This window comes from Alteromonas sp. G4i35 (assembly GCF_054960375.1).
In genome coordinates this window covers 174,080-187,786 of record NZ_JBHNZD010000004.1, presented here as the reverse complement: position 1 = coordinate 187,786, position 13,707 = coordinate 174,080, and the positions used below count along the sequence as shown (strand labels likewise).

Sequence of the window (13,707 nt, the reverse complement as noted above, 5' to 3'; positions counted from 1 at the left end):
AGTAGACACATACAGAACGAATTGTTACGAATATGAGTACAATTAACTATTCACATCTTAAGGCACTCGCCATATTTGCCAGCGTAGTAGAATGTGGAAGCTTTGCGGAAGCTGCCCGCCGTTTAGGCACCAGTCGATCTAGAGTTAGCGAGCAAGTGGCAGGTTTAGAAGCATCTCTTGACGTGCGATTACTGCAAAGAACTACTCGACAGCTCATGCTTACTGACGAGGGAAATGCTGTATTTTCCCATGCGAAAAAGTGCCACGAGATTTTGCATGGTATTGATGAAGAGCTGCGTCAAACAGCGCCAAAAGGAAGAGTATCAATAACAGTCACCAACGACATTGCACACAAGTTTTTATTACCGTTGCTGCCTGAGTTCAAGCGCCGCTATCCTGAAATAGATTTACACATAGTGAGCAGTGACGATAAGCTCGACCTTATCGCTCAGAATATTGATGTAGGAATTCGAATTGGTTTGCCACGAGACGACTCGCTCGTCGGTAGGGTCTTATATCAAGAACAATTCGCCTTATATGCTAGCCCTGATTATCTCAAAAAATATGGTGAACCTAAGACTATTGCAGAACTTAATAATCATACCTGGATTTTGCTATCTCAGTTAAATTCACGAATCATGCATTACCTAATGCTGGACAACACACCAATCGACATTACACCCAAACATTACGAGCTGTGTAATTCTCCTCAACTTGTTCAAGAAATGGTCAAAGCAGGGTTGGGAATATCTACGCTGCTACCTTCAACTGTGCAAAAAGAAGTCGCATCTAACGAACTGGTACGAATTTTCCCTTCACTTGGAAGTGAAACCTTGTTGTTTACCTTGGTTTATCCTTCTCGTAAGCATGTGCCAAGCCGTACCCGAGCACTTATTGACTATCTGGTTGAGACTTGTCGCTTCGGCAATGCCGCTTCTTTTTGACGTAAAATGCATAACGTAATGAGTGTTGCTTGTAACGATACGCTCGTTATGAAGTTTGCATACCGAAATGCTTTACTTAAAACTTACACTGGGTGCTGCAACTAAAGAGGCGTTTGAATCTCAAAGTGACGTGGTTCAAATAAGCGTTAAATAAAATGAATAAAACACTATTAGTAATAACGACCTCTTTGATTGTCAGTGCGTGCGCTCATAGGCCACCACCTTTAGACATGGATGAAATATTTTTTGAAACGAAGATCAAGCAAGACGGTACCAAGCTCTTCGCCTTTAGCATTCCGTTAATGCAGCATCGTGACAGTGCCAAAGGTGGCGGTAAAGGCGGCCGTGGTCAGGGAGGCGAACGAAGTGGTCGTGGCGGTCGCCAAGGACAGGAAAATCGCGAAGGCTCGTCACATAGCAGCGATAGAATGACTGAGCAACTTTATACATCTCTAGATGAGAAACTGGATGAGACCGGTTACTGCCAAACGGGCTTTCTAGAAATAGATACACACCAAACCGAAGATAGGCTTCACCTATTAGGTGAGTGCAATGAAACGGCGAGCGAACTGGACAAAATCGAGTTCCCCAACGTTAATTAACCCGCGTTGTTGTGAAGCGCATTGCCGATGGCGTGCGCTTCATTCAACGTTCGTTTGCTAAACAACCTCTTAGTCAACACACAAGGTATGCTCCACAACGCCGTTAGACACATAGGCTCTACAGCCGAATAAGTCCGTACTTTCTAAACACACGCCGCGCGCCTTTTCTCCCGCTTCCATATTATTGTTTTTCGTAACACAAGCCACTTCGCACTCGCTGCTGTCATTACACGCATTACCGGCATCGTTTGCTGGTAGCACACAAGCATGCGCCTGCTGTCGGCCTACTTTCTTCCAGTTACCACCGTGTTTATCGCACACTTTTTCAGACTCAATGGAATAGGCCTGCTGCACCAAAGGCAAAGAGGTATCAACAACTTGCTCTAATTTTTCGACGTCTTCAACACTCGCGATTGGCTCATCAATAGGTTCTGGGGGCTGAGCGCCACAAGCAGACAACGCTGCACACACGCCTGCTATTAACCAGATCCTAAAACGCTTCTGTGCTCTACTGCTTGCTTGTTTCATTTTTTCTCTCAATTTATTTTACTTTTTAAACCACTACTATTTAAGCCCCACATTACTTAAGACCTAATTTATTAAGACCGCTGCTACTTATGACAACCGCTATTAGATAAGTTCTTATTTTGTCGATAAATCCTTATTTGCTTATTGCGCTATGCCTAATAAATTATCAAACCTATGAAATTTTAGTGCTACCTCGACGGGTCTCTACATACACTTCGCAAAACTAGCAGTATTTACGGACGCTTTATGACACTAAACCAAACCGAAAACATGGTCACCGCATTGCTCACTTTTAGCTTCGCAGTTCTTGGCCTAACATTTTTATTGGGTGCAAACCCCAATGCACTTATCGCTACATTTAATTTCTACTCGTTAGACACTGTGTTGAGCGAGAGTGCCCTTGGTGCTTTTTCAGGTATCGCATTGCTGTTACTACCGTTAATGACCATTGCAGCACGTTTTAGCCTTGTTTCAGCAAAAGCAGTAACAATATATGCCGCTTTTGTAACTGCCGTTCCATTGCTGACGTTATTATCACCAACAAGATGGATGGCCGATTTAGGGGGCTTCCCGATTATTGGCAGCGGTCAAGGCATCATCAAGTACTTCGCAGTATTACCGCTTTTCCTATTCTTGTTTTATCGCGAAAAATTTTCGCACAGGCAACTGACATACCTCAACTTTGCTCCTGTAGCCATGGTCTTATTATGGATAGGAGGCATGAAGTTTTTCGAGTTTGAAGCTAATGCAATTGTGGGGCTAGTTGAAACATCACCGTTTATGTCGTGGCTATATGCTGTGTTTAGCGTTCAAGGGGCATCGAATGTAATTGGTGGGTTTGATGTCCTCTTTGCATTGCTATTGGGTGCGGGCATCTTTTCTAAGAACAAGCCGGTGATCATTGCGAGCGGACTGGCTTGTTTATCGGTTTTTCTGATGACACAAACGTTTTTGTTTACTGTGCCGGATACCTTTAACAGCACGACTATCGTCAACCGCCTAGGTCAGTTCGTTATTAAAGACCTTTGGTTTGTCGCTAATCTTGCTGTGGTGGCTTACTTTACGCTGTTCGAGGCAGTTTCACGAGATCGCGAAGAAGCGCAGTTGGGCCAATCGCCACAGTAAGGCTTTACGGCAAAGTCAGGTTAAAGATGTTGTAGTAATTAACCACTACCCCACTTATCGTTTATTCGAAAATGGTCACTTGGTTGCGGCCATTTTCTTTTGCAGTGTAAAGTGCTTGGTCGGCATGGGTTAACATTCTGTCGTGATCTCTCGCGCTATCTGCACTTGCTACACCAATACTGATTGTGACTTTCAGCGTTTGCGCTATAAAACTGAAATCATGTGCTGCCACGATTTTTCGAACATGATCCATAGCTACCCTTGCATTTACCAAGTCATATTCAGGTAACAACACAGTAAACTCTTCGCCGCCCCACCTTGCACATTTAGCATAATGCGGAACTTCGCGATTTAATATACGGGCCACCTCAGTAATGACTTTATCCCCTACTAAGTGAGAGTACTGATCATTTACCTGTTTGAAATGGTCAATATCGATAACGGCAAGACATAGAGGAGATTGTTTCGCTTTAGCCTCTTCAAAATATTGTACAAGCCAGCGGTCGAATGCTCGTCTATTTGCAATACCGGTTAGATCATCGTGAGTTGCTTGGAACTCGAACCGCTTGGTTTGTAATTCTAGTGATCTGGTTTGTTCATCGACCCTTTGTTTTAAAATCATTTCTGATTTTTTCAAGTGATGAAAACGTACTTTATAAAGTGCATAGATAACAAAACAGAAGAAAAGAAAAACCGAGAATTTAAAAGCAAATGTCTGATAAATACTGGGTAACACGCGAATAGAAAATGGTGACGTAATCTCTTGCCAGGGACCACCAATATAACGAGCACGTACTTTAAACTGATAACGACCAGGTGCTAAATTAGTGTATTCAGTCATTCTAAATTGATGACGGTTAACCCAATCTTGGTCATATCCTACTAACATAGCCTGATACTCTATACGCGAAGGCATAGCGAAACCCAACCCTGCATACTGAAACGCAACTCGCGTGGTTAACGGTGTTACGTCTACTTCCCTTTTATCCGTATCAAATTGCTGGTCAGCACCGTCCAGTAGTACCGCCTCTATACTTACCGGAATAGGGAATTCACTCAACATGGCAAGGTTTGCAGGCGTTACTGTGGCAAGCCCTTTCGCAGTAGGAAGCCAAACATTTCCGTCTACATCGACAAACTGAGATGGCTGTGACCCACCATTGATTTGAATACTCGCCAGGCCATTTTCTTCCTTAAAATGCTCAAATTCCAATAATGCACTTGGATGTGTCAGACACTCCTTAAGACTTGATAGTGAAGTGAGAATGACCCCTTGGTTTGAACTTAGCCATACACCGCTGTTGTGATCTATACCGATCGAAAACAGTTTATCTACGGGAAGCCCCTGCGACTTTTCGATTACACTAAGTGCCTTAGTAGCATTGTCAAAATACGCAAGGCCTCGATCGGTTGTAATCCAAGTTCCCTTTTCAACAACGCTAAAACTGAACGCGTGCTGCGCATCTGAATGTTCAGGAAACGAAACTACGTGCACAATACCCTGTTGGATATAGGCGAGCCCTATCCCTGTAGCAATCCAGATTCGTCCTTCACGATCTTCTGCCAAGCCCATCGAAAAATGGGCAGGTAGCCCATTTTGTTCATTGAAATGGCTTAGCTTTCCATCTGGCGTTTGTTGAACTACACCTTGCGCCGTGGCATACCAAACACTGTTATCACTCGCTAAAAGAATGGCCCTTACTTCATTACTCGGTAACCCTAAATGTCTATTGAGGTACGGAGTAAGTTGGTCGTTTTCATATCGCAGCACACCTTTTGTGTAGGTGCCAACTAACGTTACCTCTTCAGTTACCGCTGCCAAACTCAGTACAGAAAAAGCTTCACCCGTAGTAAGCGATGCGCTGGAAAACGCATCATTGGAAAATATATCTAATCCAGCACTTCCACCTGATAAAAGTTTGCCATCAGACGTTTGCAAAACAGTTCGCAAAAAGTCTCCACTCATTCCTTGGCTTTGCGAGAATGTGGTAAATAGCGCACGACGCAGCCTAAACAAACCACCATTAGTGCCAATCCAGATATTTTTTTCCAAATCTTCAAGCAGTGAAAAAACGCGGTTATTGGGAAGACCTGCTGTCGCATCCAGTTTTTCTAGGCCTAAGTCACTTAGACGATAAAGGCCATGATTGATGGTGCCTACCCAAATGCTATTTTGATGATCAAGCAAAATACTACTAATTGATTTGTCGGCAAGTGAGCTGTGAAGTAGCGCAAAGGTACCGTTTTTTTGCTGCCAAACACCGTGTTCTGTGCCAACTAAAACACGTTTTTTGCTATCAAGAGCGAGAGTAAATGATGGACCAGAGAGTATGTTGTGGTCGGGTACAGCTAGCTGAAATTTATCGTTTATGTATTTGAACAAGCCTTGATTTGTTGCAAACCAGATTACGCCAAATCCGTCTTCGATTATGCGGTAAGCACTCGAATTTACAATGTATTCTTTTTGCGTGCCGTCAGGCGTTCTCATTGCAATCCCCGTGTCTTCCAGCGCAAACCACAACACGTTATTACTGTCTCTGAATGCATGATTAACCATTGAAGACAGGGGCGCTTGAGCATGCCACTGCTCTGCGATAAGCGACGTTACACCGCCTCGGTTTCCTGCCACAAGTAGCTCGTCGCGCGGCTTGTTGTAATACAAGCTTCGAATGCCGGAGTCTGGTAATCCTGTTTGCGCGCCGCGGGTAAATACAGTGAACTGCTGACCATTAAACCGAGCAACACCTTCCCAAGTACCCGCCCATAGATACCCATTGGACGTTTGTGCTAATGCGTGAATACTATTGTGAGGAAGCCCGTCTTTCGTTCCCCACGATTGAGGGAAATACCGGTTGAGCGGCATGAGCTGAGAAGACTCTACCGAAAAGCCATCTATGGGTATCACCCACAGCAAACACATCACAAAAGTGAGAGACACAAACTTCAATGGCTTCTCGGTACGTTATTAGATAGACGGTGTAATAATACCTCTATCTATTAACTAACACAAAAATTGTGGTTTTTAGTTATCATCGGTCAACGACAAGCTAATCCAAACTAACCTGTGATCTGAGCTGGCTTCACGGTCTTTAACTAATCGATATAGGTCACTGGTTTTTGCAGGCCAGAAAACGCCAGCATCGTTCACATCGAAGCCAAATCGAGATGGCAAAACATAGTCAGCTCTGGCTCCCCAATAGGCAGTAAAGCGGTTACTAAACTCTGCACCTGACGCGCCTGCACCGCCTGCGCTTGTTGGAATGATGTCATTATTAACTAACGGGTGCTCGGTCAACTGTTCAATAACACCCTCGCGATGTTTATCTCCAATATCCGCCGCATTAAAATCACCAACGAGTACAAAACGCGCGTTCTCTGACAGGCTGACTTTCTCGCCATTATCATCGTAGATGTAGGCTCCTTTATCCGGAGAAAGGTAATCTGCCATAAGCCTAATTTCGTCAAAGTTGCGCTTGCCGTTGCGGTCCTCGCTCCCATCGAAATTGGGTGGTGTTGGATGCATAGCAAGTATGTGTACGGTTTTACCTCCTACTTTCACCGGCACATCCCAGTGAGACTTAGAACTCAACCTTAGCGCGGCCCACTCTTCTACGTCGTACCATGGCTTGCCCTTATCAGTACTTCCGCTCTCATCGGGAATAATAGGAACCTGTGGATGAGGCATGTGATGCCATTTAAACGTCTGAAAGGTGCGAATACCATCAACATCAATAGGGTATTTTGACAAAAGCGCCATGCCATATTGCCCGGGATAAAGCCCAAAACCATATGCATCGCCACCAAAACCTTCTGCTTTGCCATTGTTATCTAAGTCGAATTTCGTGGGCTCCCCTGTGTTGACTGTGGCCACATACGTATACGGGTAATCCACAGGCTCAAGGCCGTCTTGTGAAACATTCAGGTAGTTCTTAACAAATGCTTCTACCCCTTTACGCTTATCTGCAATGTAGTCAAATTCGTTCAACATTAATATATCGGGGTTAACGCGTTGAATAATTTCAGCAATGTTTTTAACTTGGCTATGCTCACCCGTTGAAAGAACGTGTTGAAGTACCTGATCGCTTGGCTTCATACCCAACGCTTTGTAGTTAGTGGCTTCCATACTTACATTAAACGTTGCGACTTTGAGCATTTGCTCTTCTTGCGAGCTAGCCAGGGTAGATACAAATAATGCGGGTAAAAAAGCTATTGCACAGAGAAGCGCCCTATTTTTCATGTTGTTACCTGTAAGTAAAAGCGAAGTGCAAAGATAGCAACTTTAGCGGCTTATCTGAACTTTTTTGTTTTATTAAAGACCGTTGTATCAACAAGATGGTCATGCTCTCGCCCTTACATAAAAACGGAATTTATTTTCATAAATGAGACCCATTAAAGAAATATTTTTTACTATAAAGCACTAATACTAAAATAATAGAATCAAATACTCGCTCTTAACTGATATTCTATATTTTGTTTTATACAGCTAGCGTCAAGCGAACTACGCTTAACGTTTCACATTTTGGGTGAATGAGAGAAAGTTATGAAAAGCTGGGTTTCAAAAGCGATCAATATTATCAATGCAGATTATCAACGTTCGGCTGATACGCACTTAATCAAATTAGAGCAGATCGCTTTTAGAGATATTGATATCTACCTTAAAGATGAAAGCACCCATCCAACAGGCAGCCTAAAGCACCGTCTAGCCCGGTCCCTTTTTCTGTACGCCCTTTGTAATGGAAAAATTGTAGAAGGAACTACTGTGGTTGAAGCCTCGTCAGGCAGCACAGCGGTGTCTGAAGCTTATTTTGCTAAAATGATTGGCGTTCCGTTTGTTGCGGTTATGCCTAAATCTACCGCCCAAAGTAAAATCGCGCTTATTGAGCGATATGGCGGGCAGTGTCACTTTGTAGATTGCCCTACGCAAATGCACAGCGAAGCAACCAAAGTAGCTCACGAGCTTAATGGCTACTTTATGGATCAGTTCCTTTTCGCAGAGCGCGCTACAGATTGGCGTGGCAATAACAATATTGCTGAGAGCATCTTTGAGCAAATGAAAGCCGAGCCCCACCCTATTCCACACACCGTGGTTATGAGTGCAGGTACAGGTGGAACATCAGCCACCATAGGGCGTTACATTCGCTACAAAGGTCTCTCTTCTCAGCTTGTCGTGGTAGATCCAGAATTCAGTGTGTTTTTTGATAGCTTCAAAAACAACGATCATACACTTACTGCTACCCGTGGTAGCCGCATAGAAGGGATAGGACGCCCTAAAGTGGAAGCCTCTTTTCAACATGACGTAATAGATGACATGATTGCCGTTCCCGATGCCGCCAGTATTGCAACCATGCATTGGTTAAACAACACCATGGGAATTAAAGCTGGCCCTTCTACCGGCACTAACTTATGGGGCGCATTAAGTATTGCTGAACAAATGAAGCAGCGAGGAGAAGTGGGATCGATCGTAACGCTTATGTGCGACAGCGGAGAGCGGTATGGTGAAACTTACTATAATGCTGGTTGGGTAGAAAAGACCATTGGCTCACTCGCTGAATACACCACCAGACTAGAGGCCATCGGAGCCCCTGCTTAAATAGCCTGTTTCTGCTGTTTAAAGTGCTGGGGCGTTATGTATCGCGCAGCACTTTATTCAAAGCGTTTATCTCTATACATTGGCGATATACTTCTCATTGATAAAGCGCACAAAATTATGATCAAAATAAAAAACGTTGTTAGCTGTACAGTTGCATTCGTCACAGCGTTTGCTGCACACACTGCCTTTGCTACCAGTACATCGACTGTTGAAATTGCAAACACAAGCAACACTAGTACTAACCAAACCGCAGACGCGACCGCCAACGCTGACGACCCTAACAACAATTACGAAAGCGTTTTTGCTAACCTCGCGCTTCATTGTATTCATCAAGAGTTTCCAAATGTAGTGAAACACATGATGAATAACGGCGATGACGTTAAGGCACCCAATCAACTATACCCTTCATTTTATGGTTGTTTAGACTGGCACTCGTCGGTTCATGGCCATTGGCTTTTAGTAAGAATGCTAAACACTGCGCAAGATGCAGTGGATAAGGATGAGATCATTGAAAAGCTCAACATCAGCTTCACGCCTAAAAATATCCAAGGTGAATTGACGAGCCTTAAGCGTGAAAACAATGCCTCATTTGAACGCCCCTATGGTCTTGCTTGGTTCCTGCAGCTAACCGCTGAACTACGTCAATCTTCCCTTCCTGAAGCAACAAAATGGCTAAATACTTTACGTCCTCTCGAGGACGAAATTGTAGCCAGAGTAAGCGCATGGTTACCCAAATTAGCTTACCCAATCCGTACGGGTGAGCATAGCCAAACCGCCTTTGCTTTTGGCTTAATGTTGGATTGGGCGAAAACAGCAGGTAATAAGGAGTTTGAAGCGCTGTTAACGTCCAGGGTGAAAGACTACTATCAGGACGATACACAGTGCCCTCTTGCCTACGAGCCTTCGGGACAAGATTTCTTATCACCGTGTTTGGCCGAAGCTGATTTAATGCGAAGAGTGATGTCTAAAAAGGACTATAGCCAATGGCTTTCAGCGTTCTTTACAAGCCTCACAGCTAGAACATCAAATTGGCTAGCTCCCGCTACAGTGACTGACAAGACGGATGGTAAACTCGCTCACCTAGACGGGCTGAACATCAGCCGAGCGTGGATGATAGAAGGCATAATGCAAGCTTTGCCTGAAGGTGACAAACGCTTACCTGTGCTTAAGAAAGCATTAAGTTCACATCGTGAGGCCGGGCTCAACGCGGTGTTTGGTGACATGCACTATATGGGCAGCCATTGGCTTGGCAGCTTTGCCAGCTACTTAGAAACACAGCGCGGTTTGAATTAACTTATATCCTACTAAAGTGTGAGATGAATGAGCACTAAAGTGCTATTCGTCTCACACGCCTACCGTGGCATGCTCATTCTATGGTGATATGAATAAAGCGCAGCTATGGAAATTTTACTTGTTGATGATCACGCAATAGTGAGAGAAGGCTTTTCTACACTGTTATCTTCGGTACTCGAAGGCGCTGTCGTCACCAATGCAAAAAATGCGCAGCAAGCCACAAATGCACTTCGTGCCAACCACTTCGACCTCATTATTTTAGACATTAATTTAGGAACCACCAGCGGACTCACGCTGGCGGAATATATTGTTCAGCGCTGGGAGCACGCAAAAGTACTTATGTTCAGCATGTTCGATGATATTTCCATCATCGATAGAGCTATGAAACTAGGGGCAATGGGCTATGTTAGTAAACAAAGTGAACCTGATGTACTGATAAGCGCGGTGACATCTATCATTAAAGGCCGCCGTTATTTAGAACACAATACTGCCATTGAGCTCGCTACATTCAACCTGTCACATTCCGGAGGCAACTTAACAGATCTGACACAAAGAGAGTTGGATATATTCCTTGGTATAGCGAACGGGCTTTGCCGAAAACAGGTCGCTGAAAGCCTCAACATTTCTGAAAAGACGGTCTCAAACGTTATCACCCAGCTCAAGCGAAAACTTGAGCTACAGACAAATGCCGAGTTTGTTCACCTTGCCATAAAGCAGGGTTATATCAAAATTGCCAGCTAAACAAGCGCCACTAAACAAGGTCGGGAAAACTTCCCTGTACTTTCGTATCTTTTTTATACCCCTTTGGTACTAACTTTGTCTCATGACAAAGATACCTCATGTAAATCAATATATTAGCGTTTTCATTACACTTCAATCTAAGGGAATTTTTCCCGTATTTTGAAGGACGGAATCCGTTTATCAGGGCCTCTACTTAGTTACATACTGTTAACACAACATCAAGGTAACAGTGGAAATAAAACTATGGCTAAGTTCTATTCAAAGGCTTCATTGGCCTTAAGCGTAATTATTGGTTTAGGTACGAGTTCACATTTATATGCGGACGATGGCGTGACATGGGCAGACATTGAAAATGATGCCAAGACGCCTGAGAACGTGCTGATGTATGGTATGGGTCCAGAAGCTCAGCGTTACAGCGGACTTGATCAAATCAACAAAGAAAATGTACACATGCTATCTCCGGCTTGGGTGATGAGTTTTGGTGATGAAAAGCAACGGGGTCAAGAGTCCCAAGCAATCGTGTACGACGGTATTGTCTATGTAACCGGTAGCTACTCCCGTATCTACGCCTATGAGGCAAAAACAGGTAAGAAGTTGTGGGACTACGCCCACCGCCTTCCAGAAGGGATTCGACCGTGTTGTGACGTGGTAAATCGCGGCGCAGCAATTTATGGTGACTTAGTCTTTTTCGGTACGCTGGATGCTGGCGTTGTTGCCCTTGACCGGCTAACGGGCAAAGTAAAATGGAAGAAGCGCTTTGAAGACTATCGTGCAGGCTACACCATGACGGGGGCACCTACGATTGTTAAAGACCAAAAGTCAGGAAAGGTCATGCTTATTCACGGTTCATCAGGTGATGAGTTTGGTGTTGTAGGAAAACTGTTTGCACGCGATCCTGAAACCGGTGAAGAGATTTGGATGCGTCCATTTGTTGAAGGACACATGGGCAGATTAAATGGAAAAGACAGCACACCTACTGGTGGTTCATACGAAGTGACAACGTGGCCAAAGGATGAAAACGGCGAAATGGTCGAGGCATGGCACCACGGTGGTGGCGCACCATGGCAGAGTGCAAGCTTCGATGTTGAAACTAACACCATCATTATTGGTGCAGGTAACCCCGCACCTTGGAATACATGGAAACGCACCGCCAAAGGCGGCGATCCAAGAGATTGGGATAACCTTTATACTTCCGGACAAGTGGGTGTAGATGCAACCACTGGTGAGGTTAAGTGGTTCTATCAACATACACCTAACGACGCATGGGATTTCTCTGGCAACAATGAACTTGTTCTATTTGACTATTACGATAATGGAAAGCTCATAAAAGCGACGGCTCATGCAGACAGAAATGGCTTTTTCTATGTAGTTAACAGACAAAACGGTGAATTCATCAGAGGATTTCCCTTTGTAGATAATATTACGTGGGCCACACACATAGACCCTGACACGGGTCGCCCAGTTGAAGTAGACGGACAGCGCCCGCCACTACCTGAGCCGGGTGAAAAACGAGGAAAGTCAATAGAGGTATCGCCTCCATTCTTGGGCGGGAAGAACTGGAACCCGATGGCCTACAGCCAGAATACCGGCTGGTTCTATATGGGCGCAAACCACTGGAAAGAAGACTACTGGACGGAAGAAGTGACCTATAAGAAAGGTGCCGCTTACCTAGGACAGGGTTTTAGAATTAAGCGCATGTATGACGACCACGTGGGCGTACTTCGTGCCGTAGACCCCATTTCAGGTGAAATTAAATGGACGCACAAAGAGAAACTTCCTATGTGGGCTGGAGTTCTGGCGACGAAAGGCGGACTCATTATTACCGGAACAGGCGATGGCTATGTCAAAGCTTTCGATGAGGAAACCGGTGAAGAACTTTGGAAGTTCCAAACGGGCTCGGGCATCATTTCATGCCCTATAACCTGGGAAGAGGATGGTGAGCAATACATTGGCTTAGCGTCAGGGTATGGTGGTGCAGTACCGCTATGGGGAGGAGATATGGCTGAACTCACCAAACCTGTCGCGCAAGGTGGTTCGTTCTGGGTATTTAAACTTCCTAATCACAATAAAAAGCAAAACGTAGCTAAACAATAGCTTTATCTTTGCAACAAACCAAACCGAGAGGCGGTGAAAACGCCTCTCGGCATTAAGGAGCTCTCATGCGCTTACGTTTTCAAGCAACCAAACAACTCCCCATATTATTAGTTGTCCTATATTCAGCAACTGCCAGTGCCATTCCCGATTTCGAAGATGACGTGGAAATTATCAACGGATGTGAAATAAAACCAAAGACAGTGTGTAGCGACACAGACTTAAGCGGTGCTGATTTGAGCCATGCAAATTTGCACGGAGCAGTATTCACCAACGTTAAGTTCAACAAAACAGATTTAAGGCACGCCAACTTAAGCTATGCGACGTTTAAGAAAAGTAACCTAGATCACGCTGATTTAGCTACCGCCAACTTAAAACACGCAGATTTACGCAGCTCAAAAGTTCGCAACGCTAACTTAGAAGGCGTAGATGGCTGGGCGCTTTTCGGTCAAGGGGTTGATTTCACTAACTCCAACTTTTCAGGTGCTAACCTGGACCAAGCGCGTTTATCAGGTGCGACAATGGTAAACACCAACTTACGTGCCGCACGCTTAGAGCGGGTTTGGATGAACAAAGCAAACTTTGAAGGTGCTTCACTGATTAACGCCAATATTCAGGAAGCAAAACTGAACGATGCAAGTTTGTATCGAGCGAACCTAACCGGCACGCGCATCCACTACGCAACATTTCAGGGCACTTTCATGGACGAATGTATAAACTGTCCTATTAACTGGTAACTGTGATTGGGTGGAAAGAAAACATTGAGCCGTTCGATATAGCCAGCGCCCATTAC

General features: G+C 44.6%; 11 protein-coding genes. 8 read left to right on the top strand and 3 right to left on the bottom strand.

The window, feature by feature from the left end; translation table 11 throughout:
* Positions 1-32 precede the first annotated feature (32 nt).
* Together ACFI6L_RS03755 and ACFI6L_RS03750 are read left to right on the top strand one after the other, a co-directional pair.
* Positions 33-944, top strand: a complete 912-nt coding sequence (locus ACFI6L_RS03755; RefSeq protein ID WP_462573437.1) for a LysR family transcriptional regulator — start codon at positions 33-35, stop codon at positions 942-944.
* Between the two features lie 230 nt (positions 945-1,174).
* Positions 1,175-1,546, top strand: a complete 372-nt coding sequence (locus tag ACFI6L_RS03750; protein WP_014975967.1) for a hypothetical protein — start codon at positions 1,175-1,177, stop codon at positions 1,544-1,546.
* Between the two features lie 69 nt (positions 1,547-1,615).
* Here ACFI6L_RS03750 and ACFI6L_RS03745 read toward each other — a convergent pair whose 3' ends face one another.
* Positions 1,616-2,074 (bottom strand): hypothetical protein, encoded by a 459-nt coding sequence (locus ACFI6L_RS03745; protein WP_239299814.1) that lies wholly within the window; start codon positions 2,072-2,074, stop codon positions 1,616-1,618.
* Between the two features lie 246 nt (positions 2,075-2,320).
* Between ACFI6L_RS03745 and ACFI6L_RS03740 the strand changes: the two genes are divergently transcribed.
* Positions 2,321-3,199 carry a DUF417 family protein gene (locus ACFI6L_RS03740; RefSeq protein WP_462573436.1) on the top strand — a complete coding sequence of 293 codons (879 nt, stop codon included), beginning with the start codon at positions 2,321-2,323 and terminating at the stop codon, positions 3,197-3,199.
* A gap of 61 nt (positions 3,200-3,260) precedes the next feature.
* Here the strand turns inward: ACFI6L_RS03740 and ACFI6L_RS03735 are convergent, their stop codons facing one another.
* Both ACFI6L_RS03735 and ACFI6L_RS03730 read right to left on the bottom strand, forming a co-directional pair.
* Positions 3,261-6,119, bottom strand: coding sequence for a ligand-binding sensor domain-containing diguanylate cyclase (locus tag ACFI6L_RS03735; RefSeq protein WP_462573445.1), 2,859 nt, complete (start codon positions 6,117-6,119; stop codon positions 3,261-3,263).
* A 102-nt stretch (positions 6,120-6,221) separates the two neighbouring features.
* The gene (locus ACFI6L_RS03730; protein WP_462573435.1) at positions 6,222-7,436 is read right to left on the bottom strand and encodes an endonuclease/exonuclease/phosphatase family protein; all 1,215 of its coding nucleotides are present in this window, start codon (positions 7,434-7,436) and stop codon (positions 6,222-6,224) included.
* Positions 7,437-7,739: 303 nt separating this feature from the next.
* Here ACFI6L_RS03730 and ACFI6L_RS03725 point away from each other — a divergent pair, with 303 nt between their 5' ends.
* The 5 genes from ACFI6L_RS03725 (at position 7,740) to ACFI6L_RS03705 (ending at position 13,651) form a co-directional block, all read left to right on the top strand.
* On the top strand, positions 7,740-8,789 hold the full coding sequence (locus ACFI6L_RS03725) for a PLP-dependent cysteine synthase family protein (RefSeq protein WP_014975963.1): 1,050 nt from the start codon (positions 7,740-7,742) through the stop codon (positions 8,787-8,789).
* A gap of 36 nt (positions 8,790-8,825) precedes the next feature.
* Positions 8,826-10,082 (top strand): DUF2891 domain-containing protein, encoded by a 1,257-nt coding sequence (locus tag ACFI6L_RS03720; RefSeq protein ID WP_278344079.1) that lies wholly within the window; start codon positions 8,826-8,828, stop codon positions 10,080-10,082.
* Positions 10,083-10,187: 105 nt separating this feature from the next.
* Entirely contained in the window at positions 10,188-10,823 is a 636-nt protein-coding gene (locus ACFI6L_RS03715; RefSeq protein WP_014975961.1) for a response regulator transcription factor, read from the top strand.
* Positions 10,824-11,066: 243 nt separating this feature from the next.
* Positions 11,067-12,917, top strand: a complete 1,851-nt coding sequence (locus tag ACFI6L_RS03710) for a methanol/ethanol family PQQ-dependent dehydrogenase (protein ID WP_014948731.1) — start codon at positions 11,067-11,069, stop codon at positions 12,915-12,917.
* 65 nt (positions 12,918-12,982) lie between these two features.
* Positions 12,983-13,651, top strand: a complete 669-nt coding sequence (locus ACFI6L_RS03705; protein ID WP_101563766.1) for a pentapeptide repeat-containing protein — start codon at positions 12,983-12,985, stop codon at positions 13,649-13,651.
* Positions 13,652-13,707 lie beyond the last annotated feature (56 nt).

Excerpts from the sequence above, each read along its gene's own strand:
- ACFI6L_RS03705 (WP_101563766.1), top strand. The coding sequence starts at position 12,983 with ATGCGCTTACGTTTTCAAGCAACCAAACAACTCCCCATATTATTAGTT.
- ACFI6L_RS03740 (WP_462573436.1), top strand. The coding sequence starts at position 2,321 with ATGACACTAAACCAAACCGAAAACATGGTCACCGCATTGCTCACTTTT.
- ACFI6L_RS03735 (WP_462573445.1), bottom strand. The coding sequence starts at position 6,119 with ATGTGTTTGCTGTGGGTGATACCCATAGATGGCTTTTCGGTAGAGTCT.
- ACFI6L_RS03710 (WP_014948731.1), top strand. The coding sequence starts at position 11,067 with ATGGCTAAGTTCTATTCAAAGGCTTCATTGGCCTTAAGCGTAATTATT.
- ACFI6L_RS03720 (WP_278344079.1), top strand. The coding sequence starts at position 8,826 with ATGTATCGCGCAGCACTTTATTCAAAGCGTTTATCTCTATACATTGGC.
- ACFI6L_RS03750 (WP_014975967.1), top strand. The coding sequence starts at position 1,175 with ATGGATGAAATATTTTTTGAAACGAAGATCAAGCAAGACGGTACCAAG.
- ACFI6L_RS03755 (WP_462573437.1), top strand. The coding sequence starts at position 33 with ATGAGTACAATTAACTATTCACATCTTAAGGCACTCGCCATATTTGCC.
- ACFI6L_RS03745 (WP_239299814.1), bottom strand. The coding sequence starts at position 2,074 with ATGAAACAAGCAAGCAGTAGAGCACAGAAGCGTTTTAGGATCTGGTTA.
- ACFI6L_RS03725 (WP_014975963.1), top strand. The coding sequence starts at position 7,740 with ATGAAAAGCTGGGTTTCAAAAGCGATCAATATTATCAATGCAGATTAT.
- ACFI6L_RS03715 (WP_014975961.1), top strand. The coding sequence starts at position 10,188 with ATGGAAATTTTACTTGTTGATGATCACGCAATAGTGAGAGAAGGCTTT.
- ACFI6L_RS03730 (WP_462573435.1), bottom strand. The coding sequence starts at position 7,436 with ATGAAAAATAGGGCGCTTCTCTGTGCAATAGCTTTTTTACCCGCATTA.